11 protein-coding genes are annotated in these 13,580 nt (G+C 52.0%); 5 read left to right on the forward strand and 6 right to left on the reverse strand.

The genetic code is table 11. The features are described from left to right. Positions 1–38: 38 nt before the first annotated feature. On the forward strand, positions 39–893 hold the full coding sequence (gene ppk2 / locus VFU50_11685; GenBank protein ID HEU5233515.1) for a polyphosphate kinase 2: 855 nt from the start codon (positions 39–41) through the stop codon (positions 891–893). Positions 894–1,040: 147 nt separating this feature from the next. On the opposite strand, the gene VFU50_11690 is transcribed toward ppk2, so the two are convergent. The 3 genes from VFU50_11690 to VFU50_11700 all read right to left on the reverse strand — a co-directional run bounded on the left by VFU50_11690 (position 1,041) and on the right by VFU50_11700 (position 6,210). After that, entirely contained in the window at positions 1,041–3,785 is a 2,745-nt protein-coding gene (locus VFU50_11690; GenBank protein HEU5233516.1) for a glucosidase, read from the reverse strand. Between the two features lie 800 nt (positions 3,786–4,585). Next, positions 4,586–5,587 (reverse strand): hypothetical protein, encoded by a 1,002-nt coding sequence (locus VFU50_11695; protein ID HEU5233517.1) that lies wholly within the window; start codon positions 5,585–5,587, stop codon positions 4,586–4,588. Between the two features lie 140 nt (positions 5,588–5,727). Continuing rightward, positions 5,728–6,210 carry a hypothetical protein gene (locus VFU50_11700; GenBank protein ID HEU5233518.1) on the reverse strand — a complete coding sequence of 161 codons (483 nt, stop codon included), beginning with the start codon at positions 6,208–6,210 and terminating at the stop codon, positions 5,728–5,730. Positions 6,211–7,121: 911 nt separating this feature from the next. Here VFU50_11700 and VFU50_11705 point away from each other — a divergent pair. Next, entirely contained in the window at positions 7,122–8,108 is a 987-nt protein-coding gene (locus tag VFU50_11705) for a response regulator (protein ID HEU5233519.1), read from the forward strand. Positions 8,109–8,123: 15 nt separating this feature from the next. Here VFU50_11705 and VFU50_11710 read toward each other — a convergent pair whose 3' ends face one another. Together VFU50_11710 and VFU50_11715 are read right to left on the reverse strand one after the other, a co-directional pair. Beyond that, a complete protein-coding gene (locus VFU50_11710; GenBank protein HEU5233520.1) occupies positions 8,124–8,531 on the reverse strand; it encodes a response regulator in 408 nt (135 codons plus the stop codon). A gap of 178 nt (positions 8,532–8,709) precedes the next feature. After that, the gene (locus VFU50_11715) at positions 8,710–9,423 is read right to left on the reverse strand and encodes a Crp/Fnr family transcriptional regulator (GenBank protein ID HEU5233521.1); all 714 of its coding nucleotides are present in this window, start codon (positions 9,421–9,423) and stop codon (positions 8,710–8,712) included. A 146-nt stretch (positions 9,424–9,569) separates the two neighbouring features. Between VFU50_11715 and VFU50_11720 the strand changes: the two genes are divergently transcribed. After that, entirely contained in the window at positions 9,570–10,448 is an 879-nt protein-coding gene (locus tag VFU50_11720; GenBank protein ID HEU5233522.1) for an ATP-binding protein, read from the forward strand. 55 nt (positions 10,449–10,503) lie between these two features. Here VFU50_11720 and VFU50_11725 read toward each other — a convergent pair whose 3' ends face one another. Continuing rightward, positions 10,504–11,418: a hypothetical protein gene (locus VFU50_11725; GenBank protein HEU5233523.1), complete on the reverse strand. Its 915-nt coding sequence runs from the start codon at positions 11,416–11,418 to the stop codon at positions 10,504–10,506. A 222-nt stretch (positions 11,419–11,640) separates the two neighbouring features. Here VFU50_11725 and VFU50_11730 point away from each other — a divergent pair, with 222 nt between their 5' ends. Together VFU50_11730 and VFU50_11735 are read left to right on the forward strand one after the other, a co-directional pair. Beyond that, the gene (locus VFU50_11730; GenBank protein HEU5233524.1) at positions 11,641–11,934 is read left to right on the forward strand and encodes a copper resistance CopC family protein; all 294 of its coding nucleotides are present in this window, start codon (positions 11,641–11,643) and stop codon (positions 11,932–11,934) included. Between the two features lie 289 nt (positions 11,935–12,223). Further along, the gene (locus VFU50_11735; GenBank protein ID HEU5233525.1) at positions 12,224–13,579 is read left to right on the forward strand and encodes a CopD family protein; all 1,356 of its coding nucleotides are present in this window, start codon (positions 12,224–12,226) and stop codon (positions 13,577–13,579) included. The last annotated feature ends 1 nt before the right edge of the window (position 13,580 follow it).

Here is a 13,580-nt window from a genome sequence, read left to right on the forward strand (position 1 = left end):
CCAGTTCTTTATGGGCACAATAACACTTTAATAATCCCATGAATCTAGAGCTCTCAGACGCCTCTGTTCTCATACCGCTCTCAGATCGAAAGAACGGAAACAAAAGAAGCCAGCAAACGCCAACGATAAAACGCAAGCAGTACGAACGCGAGCTTTGTAAGCTCCAGGCTAAGTTGGTCGAATTGCAGGAATGGGTGAAGGCAACAGGGGCTAAAATCGTTGTCATCTTTGAAGGCCGTGATGCAGCCGGCAAGGGCGGGGTCATTCACCGGATCATGGAGCGGGTGAGCCCTCGTGTGTTTCGACACGTAGCGCTGCCCGCCCCAACCGAACGGGAGAAGTCACAGCTCTATGCCCAACGTTATATGAAGGAACTACCGGCTGCAGGAGAGGTTGTTTTGTTCGACCGCAGCTGGTATAACCGCGCCCTCGTGGAGCATGTGATGGGCTTTTGCACAGCCAAGCAATATGAGGACTTCCTCAAAATGTGCCCATCATTCGAGGCCCTTCTCAAGAACAATGGCATCATCCTCGTAAAGTACTGGTTTGAGGTTAGTGAGGAAGAGCAGCACAAAAGATTTTTGAAACGCATTGAGGATCCGATGAGGCGCTGGAAGCTCAGCCCAATGGATCTCGAGTCTCATCGCCGCTGGTACGACTATTCGCGCGCTCGCGATGCTATGTTCGCTGCCAGCGACACACCTGAATCACCCTGGTACGTTGTCCACGCCGACCATAAACGACGTGCTCGATTGAATTGCATTAACCACCTTCTTTCGGTCGTCCCCTGGAGACAAATCCCGGCAACTAAAGTCACTCTTCCAAAGCGGCAAAAAGCAAACGGGTACAAGTCACTCGAATGGACTTACCGTTTTATTCCGGAAAGATATTGATCGCACGAAGGACCGCGACAGGCGCGGCGCTCGGTATCGCAATAGTCCTCCTCATCGTAGCTCCGCGCTGCGCATTGTGCTATGGCCACTCTGGCTAGGAGGATACTAACTTCAATGTCATTACAAGCCAAGTCAAAGGCAAAGTGTTTAGCCGGCAACCTGTTCACGCGTTAGCCGCGCACTGAGCTCAGATCTGGAGGCGCCCAGCCAATCGGCCGATGTGAGTCGGGCAAACAAATCGAGCGTTCGAGCGATCGTTCCTGTCCACCCTGTCTGATGACTAGCACCGAGGCCAGCGCCGTCGTCTCCATGAAAGTATTCGTAGAAGAGAATGTAGTCTCTCCAGTGTGGGTCATCCTGGAACTTCTTTGTTCCTCCGTAAACTGGACGCTTTCCACTGGCATCACGCAGGAAAATACTTGAAAGTCTGCGTCCGATTTCCCTCGCTACTTCGTATAAGGTCATATATTGTCCAGACCCGGTCGGGCATTCGACCTTATAATGATCGCCATAAAACTGATACAGATTCAGCAGCGCTCGGATTAGCAAGGCATTCACTGGCATCCAGACCGGACCTCGCCAATTAGAGTTACCACCGAACATTCCCGTGTTTGATTCGGCAGGAAGATAGCCTACTTTGAACTCACTCCCATTCAAGTGGAACACGAAAGGATGTTTCTCGTGATATCGCGACAGCGAGCGAATGCCGAAGGGGCCCAGAAATTCCTTTTCATCCAGGAGATACGACAACACCTTCTCCATCTTCTCTTTGTTGCAAACTGCTAAGAGGCGGCGATCGGCATAGCCAGTGAACTTATCATCCGCAGGAGCAACATGCGTTAACAGTTCGGGATGTCGTTTCTTAAACAAGTCAATCAGCTCCAATAGCCGAGGGTGACGGGCCAAAACTCCGGTCGGCTCAAGTACCGTGCAGGCGCAGAGCGGGAGGAGCCCAACCATCGATCGTACTTTAAGCCGCATGGATTCCCCATTAGGTAAATGGAGCAGGTCGTAGAAGAAGCCATCTTCCGTATCCCACATTCCATCGTGGCTCGCACCAATTCGATCCATGGCATACGTAATCCAGAGAAAGTGCTCCAGGAACCGGAATGCGACGTCTTCATACATCGTGTCGTAATCCATAAGGATGAGCGCTATCTCAAGCATGGATTGACAATAGAAGGCCATCCAAGCAGTGCCATCGGCCTGATCAAGATACCCGCCTGTCGGCAACTGAGCGCTGCGATCGAAGACTCCGATGTTGTCTAAGCCCAGAAATCCGCCTGCAAAGACGTTTTTGCCGTCTGGGTCTTTGCGGTTAATCCACCAGTTGAAGTTCAGCATCAGTCCTTGGAAGGAACGCTCGAGGAAGCGGATATCCGATCTACCTAACTCCTTTTCGATATTGAAGAGGAAGAGAGTTGCCCAAGCGTGTACTGGAGGATTCACATCGCTGAAATTCCACTCATATGCTGGGAGTTGGCCGTTTGGATGCGCGTACAGCGTTCTCAACATCAGTAGAAGCTGCTCTTTAGCGAAATCAAAATCCACCATTGAGAGCGCGAGCGTGTGAAATGCAAGGTCCCAGGCCGCGTACCATGGGTACTCCCATTTGTCGGGCATGGAAATAATGTCGCTATTCAGCATATGAAACCATTCGCGGTTGCGAACCTGGCGATGGTTGGCCCCAACCAGGGGATGAGCCTCGTGCTCAGAGAGCCATCTATCCAGATCGAAATGGTAGTACTGCTTAGTCCACAGCATTCCGGCTAGCGCCTGTCGATGCACACGGCGTTCATCCTCATTCAAAGAGCGAGGAGTAATTCGGGCATAGAATTCGTCTGCGTCGGAAATCCGGGCAGCAAAGACTTGATCGAATCGGGAGAAAGCATCGAGCCCAACTTTGGCGGTCAGCCTCAGACGTATTACTTCGCTGCTCCCTTTGGGAATCCGTAGCGCGTACACGGCAGCGGCCTTTGTGCCAATCTTGGCCGGATTCACAGCTTCTCGTTTACCCGCGACAAGGTACTGATGAAAAGCGTCCTTCACATAGGGAGAAGTGTTTTTACCTCCCCATAACCGTTCAGCATTGGACTCGTTTTCCGTGAACAGTAATTCTGGCTCGCCTTCAAAGTGCAGAGTTCGATCGCCGAGCTTGGGATGCGACGCCAGAACTCTGCCTCCACCATTCAATTGTCGTAGCGTGGGCTTGCTCGAACCGGATTCCCAGGACCAGGTATTGCGAAACCAGAGCGTAGGCAGGATGTAGATTTGCGCGTCTTCTGGGCCTCGGTTGTGCACCGAAATGCGGATTGCCAGGTCTTCGGGATTTTCTTTCGCGTATTCGACAAAGACATCGAAGTAGCGGTCGTCATCAAAGATGCCGGTATCGAGCAGCTCGTACTCAAGTTCTTCACGAGATCGGCGACGATTGGTCTCCACCAGGTCGGTATAAGGAAACTCCTTTTGTGGATACTTGTAGAGATATTTCATGTAGGAGTGCGTTGGCGTGCTATCCAGATAAAAGTAATACTCCTTTGCATCCTCTCCGTGATTGCCTTCACTGTTTGTCAGGCCAAACAGGCGCTCTTTCAAAATCGGATCACGCCCGTTCCACAAAGCCACAGCGAAACACAAGAGCTGCTGATCATCGGAAACGCCTGCAATTCCATCCTCTCCCCAACGGTACGCGCGCGAACGGGCATGGTCGTGGGTGAAGTAGTCCCACGCATTTCCGTCGTTGCTGTAATCCTCACGAACCGTGCCCCACTGTCTTTCGCTTAAGTAGGGTCCCCATTTTTTCCATGGAACTCCAGATTCACGCGCCTGATTTAATCGCCTTTGCTCGGTGGTTTCGGAGTAGTCAATGGGCATCTTTTGTACTGGATTCATGAAATGGGTCCTTGAAGGAAAAATTGGCGAGCCCGTCGAAATCAAATCAGTTGACTCGCCGTCTCAACAATCTGACCGCGGGTCCGCCAAACTCCGTAAAATATAGGCATTACACGGAGTTATCTCGAGTATTTGAACTGTCAGTTCTTACAGCAAGATCAGGCAAGAAGCGAAGCGGACATACTCGAGCGTTTGAAGCCACTAGTCGCAGCTGCAAGCGCTTTCTGTGTTTCCTTCCGAGTGACCGCAGAACAGGAGCTCTATCGAACGACACAAAGGACATGCCGCAGTGCTCGAACAGAAGTGTGAATTGATCCAGATTATTGAATCGCATAGAGAACACTTCCAAAGCGTGTAGGAATCCCGAACGGTGGGTTCGCAGGTTCGCGGTATTTCAGCGCCAATCATGGTGAGGCCTCCAGTGACGCTCATGCTTCTTCAGCATAAGAATCACACACACAGTCCTGTCGCAGTGCTGTCAAGAGTTCCAGCCTGTGCATTCTCACAGTCAGGGAATTGGCTGATCCGAGCGCAAAAGTGAGCGTCTGGCATGATTAACAGTTCTGGGAAGAGCCAATATGCGGCAACAATTACCTAAGCTGAGCGGGAGGTGGGTCGCAGCAACCGAAAGTCGCGGTCGTCTAGGGGAAACTCCGCGACAATGCAACCGGATGAGCGCCCGCTCAGCATCCTCCAATTCGCAAGTCCAAGAGAGTCATCTTCTTGAGTTCCCGCTGATTTTTCAAAAAAGAGACGAGCGCCATTTCGGCGAGCGTGTCGAAATTCAAAGAAGCCAGTTTTCAGTGAATGGATTGGGATCGCTCGATGATGAGACGAGCTCGGTCAGCTATCGGACCTGTGGGTCGTACTTCGAGGCATGCATAAAGTTCGGAAGTGCCATCCCCGATCTTGTTAATACTGATTAATGCGATGCCCTTGAGAAAGTGGACCAAGGGCGTTCTGGGCGGGGCAAGCTCGCCGGCCCGCTTCAAATCCGCCAGAGCTGTAGAAAACTCTCGCTTTGCTATTTCGGCGCGAGCACGCTCTGTAAAAGCCTGCCAGGCATCAGGACGAAATTTCAGTGCCGGCTCCAGAGCAGACATGGCGTCGTCGTATTCTCCTTTTGAATTGTGTGCTGCGGCCAGGACTATGTGCGCCATGCCATTCGTCTCATCGAATTGAACGGCTTCTTTTGCTGCCACCAACGCAGCATCGCGCTTATTTTCGCTGAGGGCCAATAACGCGGAGAGAATCAACGCATCCGAGTAGTGCGGCCAAATCGTGAGAGCAGCCGCAACCTCGGCACGCGCTTGCGCCGGGCGTTGTTTGCGAATTGCCTCCAGGGCTCTTTGAAGCGCTTTATGAGCCTTTGAAGGCACAGCCAATTCGCTGACGGTGATGGACGCAGCGTGGGCAGCCCTCTCTTGCTGCATTGGAACCGCGAATCCCATCATCGTCGCGAAACTGCTGGGGTTATCTTGTTCGATCACAGCGTTTAAATCAGCCAGAACCGCCGTTTCGTCGATGCCGATCAGTAGCTCTGAAAAATCGTCATTTAGCCTGAATCCTCGTGCAGCTTGAGAAGTGAGGAGTTGATAGTCTGACGCCGTTGATAGAGTCGATTCGACAGGTTCGAAATGAGGCGGATTGATCTCAACCCGGGGGCTCCAAATATCTTGTGCTTCCGACCAAGCGGTCATAAGCACACAGAACACAAACAGGTTAGTCGCCACGGTTGCCGCGGTTCGCATTGTCATAAGCCAGAACGAATCCGAACGATCGGTATTGATGATGGGAAACACCTCGTGACCTGGGAGCACACCACTGCGAACAGTATGAGTTCTTCGGTGCAGCTCTCTGAACTGGCAATAACTCCAGTGAGGCTGATTTCATTTTTGCAGTATCGGTTGTTTTCGCGTGGCGACGGGCGATCGTTTTCGCGTTAAGGAATGAGCGGTATTTCGGAAGTCAGTTGAACCGTAATCAGCAGATTTAGACGATTGTCTACCTGGTAAAACTTTGCGGCGCGCTTGGGCCCGATCGCCTTTTCAAAGCGAGGATAATATTTCTTCTTTAAAGCCAGGGATCCATCATCGATGGCGAACATTCGCTGGCTGAGATCGCGGGCTTTGCTGTCGTCCATTTTCTCGAGACTCTGAGCGTAATCAATGATGATGTCCAGACGTTTGGCCGCGATGGCTTGCTGCTCGGATGCGTACTCCTTGTAGATCGGCCAAAAGGCGGCCGCTTCCGTCGAGGTAAACGTCATTGTGTCGGTAATGATCTGGTTTTTCTGCGACTGAAGATCCTGGCGCAGCAGTCGAATGTCAGCATCAGTGATTGGATTGGCTCGAACCTCTACAGTTTGTGCAAAAGCGGAAGCGGAAATTGCTATCGAAAAAACAAGTGGAATCCATCGCATCATGAATTGATCCCCTAAGGTATGGTGATAGAGCTACCTGCTATCCGCGACAGACACTACTGATAATTTTGCTAGGATGGAGACACCCGCCTGGGATTACGGTGCATAACTTGATTACCGCCGCAGGCCCCTGCAACCAGGCCCTCCGACTTGCTGACGCTTGAAGACGATTCCAGATTTTGCCATTCCTGCGCTATTTCCACCGCTTTCAACATGTCAGAGTGCGCCACTGTCAAACTTGCCAGTGGGACATAGGCCACACATGATTAAAACAGAGTAGCAACGTTCGGTGAGGGATCCAGTGGCAGAACTAACCCATTGCTCAGAAACAGGAGATTCGCTCAGCGACTTTCTAGTGTGCAGCGCATTGCGCTATCTGGACTCGTCCACCAGTTATCGCGAATATCTGGGGCGCATGCATGACGGCAAACTCCAAGCGAGTGGATTTGTGGTATTGGATGATCAACGTTCAAATTGGAGTCAGACTTTAATTACTGTTGCTGTTGGCATCCTGGTTAGCGCGATTTGTCTGGTGTGGCTGCGAGGGTAATGAATGTGATGTCTTCTGGGTCGGTAGTGTGTATGTGCCTGTCCCAGCGGCAGCCTGGGCATAACCAGTGGGTCTGCTTCCGAACACAACGGTTACAGGATTTTGGATTATTGATGCGATAGTGATTTGCTTTGTCATTTGGGAATCGCAGTTCTTCGCCTCCTCACATCTGCTGAGTCTCAAATTGAGCATTTCCAACTGGCCGAGAGCATCGCCACTTTCGTCGCACAGTTGGTCAGGCATCGGAGTGCTGTCCCATTCGTATGCTCCCCTGATCTTTTGTCCTTTTGCAACTTATCGCAGTACTGCGTGTTGTGAACAAAAGGTGGATTCATTGGAAGCATCGAAGATTCGTATTCTCATAGTGGATGATTTTGAATCCTGGCGCCAATTTATTGTCTCGGCGCTCTCGAAACAGCCGCACCTGCGGATTGCTGCCGAAGTATCAGACGGAATCGCCGCGGTCGAAAAAGCGAAGGAATTACAACCGGAGCTTATCCTACTCGACATCGGGCTGCCCTCAATCAACGGAATCGAAGCCTGTCGACGAATCCGGCAGCTGTCGCCAGGTTCCAAGATTCTTTTTATCAGCGAACACCGCTCGAGCGAGATCGTGACCGAAGCTATCCGTTCCGGCGGATGCGGTTATGTTGTGAAGTCTTGCGCCAGAAATGATTTGCCGCGAGCTGTCGCTGATGTGCTCGATGGCCGGCCGTTTGTCAGCCCGAGCCTGGGGCAGGATTTCTCCAGCGCGGTGAATCGCGGCTTGGTAGGGACGCAAAATCATGAATCCCCTCCGCCAAAGATCGAAACCCATCATCAACACAGGGTCGAGTTCTATCGTGATCATGAGTTCTTCATAAATGGTTTTTATTCATTTACCCGGCAGGCGCTGGAGAATGGAAATCCTGCGTTCGTGATTGCTACTCCACCACATCGTGCAGCTATACTTCGCCGACTTAGGCATGAGGGAACGAAGGTCGATGACGCCATTCAGCAGGGTCTTTTGATCGAGATGGATGCTAACGCAGTATTGTCTAACCTCATGAGGGGAAATCTGCCGATCGGACCTCGCGTTGAGGAAATTGCTGACCATTTGATCTCAAAAGGAGCAAAGTTGAATGCGGAGCCTTCAAAGATCGCAATCTGCGGTGAACTCGCGCCGACATTGCTTGACCAGGGGAATGTCGAGGGCGCAATACTTCTGGAGCACCAGGTCGACTCCATTGCGCGAGTCCGCAATCTCGACGTTCTGTGTGGATACATTTTGCCGATTATAACGACTGCGCGGGTTAAGAAAGTTATCCAGCGAATCTGTACTGAGCACTCAGCAGTAAGATTGCCCGCGTAGATAGACAAGTGTTGATTACATCTGTATTGCTGGACTGATGAACCTCTTTCCGGAGAAGACCTCCTTCAAGGCGGGCAGAAGCTCGGCGACCACTTCCGATTTAAGAAGGTATCCTAGAGCTCCTGTCGCCATAGCAGCTTTCACGAAATCCGGTGAAGCGTCTGCTGTGAGAATCACGATTGCTGGAGGCTGTGCCAGGAGCCGCAGTCGATTAGCGACCTCAATGCCAGTAAGGTCGGGCAAATCGAGATCAAGAAGCACAAGGTCGGCGTGGAGATCTTCCGCCTTTGCCAATGCCTCGATCCCGTTCTCGGCCTCACCACACACCTGCCATTCAGGCGTCACACTCAATAATGTTCGGAGAAATTGCCGCCAAGGGATGAAGTCGTCAACCAACAAAATTTTCTTTGATTGTGTTCCCACGCACACTCCGGAGATCGTGCACACCCAGCTACACAGGCGGTCATTGACTGTTGTTGTTCAAGACGACGCAGCCAATGTGACCCAAGTGCGATACATGCCATTCGAGTAGAAAAATCCGCACTCTGAAGAAAAGGTAAAAGGGCCGCGCGTTGGCGTCGTTGCCCGAAAGCACTGTTTGCTAGAGAGAGTTTGTGACGGAGGAGCTCTTGGGATTTTGCTGAAGACCGAACCTGAAGAGGTGGTCTGGGGAGATCAGGATGAGCTTGCCTCGGCCCTTCGTCAGGAAGCCTTTGCGCTGCCACTCGCTGAGTAAGCGGCTGGTACTGAATCTCGTGATGTGGGCTGCATCGGCGAGCTCTTCATTCGTAATATCCAGGGCAATACCGTCTTCTTCTCGACGACCACTATCCTTCGCAAGATGGACCAGCACCCGTGCGAGTCGCTGCTGAGCAGAGTGAGAAATCAACGCAAGATGGGCAGTGACATACCACCTGAAATAATCGGCTGCAATAGCCAGGACGTTTTCGAGCAAGCGAGGGTAGCGTATGACGAGTCGTCGCAAATCCGTTCGATTCCAGACCAGAAGTTCGCTATCTCTCACCGATTCGGTACTGACCAGGTATTGATCGGGATCATGCAAGATAGCCATAGCGCCAAAAACATCGCCAGGCAGTATCCAACGAAGAATGACTCTTTGCCCGTCTTCAGTCAAAGTGAAGTAGCGAGCACGTCCACTAAGCAGCATGAACAAATGATTTGCTGTCTCGCCTTCCGTGGATAGTAGAACGCGCCGCTCGCACTTTCGTCGTGACGCGAAAGAACGAACAAAGGTGATTTCTGGCTGCGTGAGGCCTCTGAATAATACTGGGGCAAGTTCGTTACGGCCCAGCATAGCTGTAGCCGGCGTTGGCTCCAAGCGGCTTGCAAGCTCGGGATGTGCCCATTTGACCACGCCGAAATCTTAGCGGCACCATTACAGAAATCGGGCTGCTAAAACTGCCAGTGTTTACACAGCTTGCGATTCGGGACGCTGTGAACATGCACCTGTATCCGTCAGAAATCCAAACTAAGACTGCGCTGGCAATTGGCCCAGATCCCGAACTTTCGCAACTGCTGGCGCGAGCTTTGCCGGGATGGGAAATACACCGAATGCCAGACAACGTTTCGGCTCTTGCAGCAACTAGAAGTCGACCTTTCGATCTTGTGGTTACAGGTGCAAACACATCAGGCCGCGCAGATTTAGAGCTCCTTCGAAAGATTCGAGCATTGCGGCCGCACACGCGCCTCATCATCTTGACTGATGACAAGACGCCGTCGGACGTGATCGCCTGCATGCGTGAATACGCCTTCAGTTATTTTTCCAAACCGTTTTCATCCATTTCGCTGGAAACGATCCTGCATCGGGCAGCTGAAGAGGCATGCTGGGATGATGGAATCGAAGTACTAGCTGCAACCCCCGAGTGGATCCGAATCGCGGCACGCTGTGATTTAGGCACTGCCGATCGCATACTTCAGTTCCTGCATGAAATTACTGATCTCCCCGAAACTGAACGCCAGCAACTTGGGATAGCCTTTCGCGAAATGCTCCTCAACGCGATGGAGTATGGTGGCAGCTTCGATCCAACACAGTACGTGGAAATCTCGTACGTCCGGGCGCGACATATGGTCTTGTGCCGCGTTAAGGATCCAGGAGAGGGATTTTCGTTGGAGGAGATCCAACACTCCGCTATCACAAATCCACCGGATGATCCGCTTCGACACTTGTCCATTCGCGAAGCTCGCGGGCTTCGGGGTGGAGGTTTTGGCTTGATGATGGCGAAGAGCCTGGTGGATGATCTGATTTACAGTGAGAAGGGCAATGAAGTCCTCCTTGTAAAATACCTGGAATCATCTAGTGCGTTTGAAGAAAGTGCCTAATATCGCCGCCGCAGCGACAGGCGACTCCCCATCTGACCACCTCAGCAAAGACTATTCACCATCTCTTCAGCCAATACAGCACTCCAGTAACACCGAGACCTGCGAGTAGGATGAGCACCGGTAACTGAAACCACGCTGGCGATTTTCTCGCAGGCGTCTTGTTTTCGTCAGCGCTGTTTACGGCTGCCGCTGTACGAGCGCTTTCGTCACGCGTATACCCGACCTCCGGCAGTTTTTGACTGGTTGCTTGCGGGATCTTGTCGTTTGCTGCTGAGTCCACCTGCTGAACGGACCTTTGCGCGGCTATCGATTCGTCCACATCACTCTGCGGTAACCTTGAATCATGATTCTGCGCGATTAACAACCCTCGATCGCCTGACGGCGGAGAAAAACGCGCCAGGCTAACTGGCGGAAGCTCTGAACCTCCGTTGCGAAGTGTTCGTGCATTCATTTCAGCAATAGTGTCGTTATTGAAGCTCCGCGCCGCCTTTTCATGTTGTCGACGATAGACCGCAGCGATCTCAGCCACGCTGCGCGCACGATTCGTGGGTTCCGACAAACCAGATTCAAAACGCTGAAGCCCATTTTCAAATATGACTCCGGATGACGAAGCGCCTTCATCGCTGTTCGGTGCGACTGGAATTGCCGAAGGACTAGACACAGTTGAATAGTTGGTGATTGGAAGAAGTGCCGGGCCATTCGGGTTGTGAACCGATGGTCCCAAAGAAGTCCTACTGTCGTTTGCTGCCGCAGTTGAGAGCGGGGCACCTACTGCATTTCCGCTACCCGGCAATGCAATGTCTGGAGTTGCGATCAGAGGGCTTTGGGCAAAGCCGACTGGCGTTCCATGGATAGCTGTAGTCGCAGTACCGCCGACTACAACAACTTGCCCGAGAGACCTCGGTGATTCTAATACTCCGGCTGACAATACGGCAAACAATATTGTTCTACGCATCCAGTAGGCGGGCATCGATGTCCTCCTGGTTTGTACAAACCCGCAGGCTTGTAGAAGTGCTTAAATTAATCACAGTAACTTACGTTGACTAAAACTGTTAATTCTGTCAGTCGTTATAGAAGTGCCGATCGCAAATAATTTGATTAACACGCAGTTATTATGATCATCAGATATCACAAGCGCCGACAGACACTACTTACTATTGTGTTCGTTTCCGTTGCATGCGTTAGTCAACTAATGGCACACGCCGTTCTCTTTGAATCCACCCCGGCTCGGAATGCCATCATTGGCGGTCATCTGGGGATCGTGAAGCTTCGCTTCAATGTGCGAGTTGACGCCAGTCGCTCTCGCCTGGCTCTTGTCTTCCCCGGCGGCTCATTTGAAGCTCTGAAGCTCAGGTCGCAAGAACCGGCAGACGTCGTTGCCGCCGATGTCTCCGATTTGCCGCCCGGCCATTACGATTTGAAATGGCAGGTGCTGGCTTCTGATGGACACATCACACAAGGCGACATACCGTTTGCTGTGAAGTGATTCGATGTGGAGCGTCGATCGGCTGGCCGCCGTCTTTGCCTATCTGGCAGTCGTTCTGCGTGCCGCCATTCTCATATTCCAGTCCTTGTTTTTTGGCGGCGTAATCTTTCTTTGCCTGGCCCTTAGAAGGTCAACTGATTCTTTCTCATTGGCGGAATCCGATACGGCCAGGACCAAATGCTTGCGTCTATTGCGCGCATCCGCCATTTTTCTCGCAGCAGCCCACGCTTGCTGCTTGCTTATCAACTGCCGCGCACTGATTCGGGATGGTTTATCTATCGCGGATCTCATGGGAGCGAACTTCACATTAGCAGCATTCATCGGCATCTCTGCAGCGTTGCTAGCAGTTCCATGCTCACTCGCTTTGCGGCGCAGACTCTGGCCGCTGCTGTTGCTTTCCTTCGTCGCCCTTGGCTCGACCGTGATGACCAATCACGCTTTCGCACGCATGGACGGCCGAATCGCATTGATCCTGTTTATTACGCTGCATCTGGCAGCTGCAGGAGCTTGGATCGGCGGCCTTCCGTACCTGCACGTGGCTGTATCTGCCGCACCGCCTGAGGTCGGCTGGATCTATGCAAAAAGATTTTCATCGATTGCGTTCACCAGCGTATTGGTAATCGGAATCAGTGGGCTTGCGGCTTCCTTTAAGTATGTCGATAGGCTAAATGCAATCTATGGAACTTCCTATGGAGTTATGCTTGCGGCAAAAGCATTGTTCTTTCTCGCACTCATAACGCTCGGAGCAGTTAACAAAGAGTCAATCTCGAGACTCTGTCCTGCCCAACTTCCTGCTCGGCTGAAACGGTGTGTTGAGGCGGAATTCGTCATTGGGATTACAGTATTTTTAACGGCAGCATCGTTGACCTCACAACCGCCGGCGATTGACTTGCGAAACGATCGCGTCAGCCTGAGCGCAGTGTGGGCCCGAATGCGACCTACTTGGCCGCGCTTGAAGACACCGGAATTGAGAGATATCTCTCCAGCGACAAGACACCTGGCGCAACTCTCAGGCAGAACTGAGGCTGCGATCAACGCAAACATGCAGCCTGCAAACGTGATTTCCCCGAATACTCCTGCCGATATAGCATGGTCGGAGTACAACCACAACTGGATCGGGCTCATGCTCGTCGTAATGGGTCTGTTAGCGCTGCTCTCGCGCACAAAGAGATTGAGCGTGACCTGTCACTGGCCGCTCATATTCCTGGCGATTGCGATATTCATTTTTATGAGAGCTGATCCTGAAAACTGGCCACTTGGCCCGAATGGATTCTGGGAAAGTTTTGATCAGGTTGAAGTTCTGCAGCATCGTGCCGCCGCAGTAATGGTGGTTGCATTCGCTGTATTCGAGTGGCGGGTGCAACGAAATAAAACGCGATTTGCTTTTGCGCCTCTTGTATTTCCAGCCGTATGCGTAATTGGCGGAGCCCTTCTACTTACGCATACGCACGCACTGCAAAACTCACAAGAGCAAGTGCTCGCTGAGCTAAGTCATACGCCTTTGGCGATTTTGGCAGTTGTTGCAGGTTGCACGAGATGGCTCGAATTGCGACTTCCCCGCGGAGAGACCAGGCTACCAGCCCACATTTGGCCGATTTGTTTCATGCTAATCGGGGCACTATTGCTGAACTACAAGGAAGGATAAC

This window comes from Terriglobales bacterium, assembly GCA_035764005.1.
Lineage (GTDB): Bacteria > Acidobacteriota > Terriglobia > Terriglobales > Acidobacteriaceae > Gp1-AA112.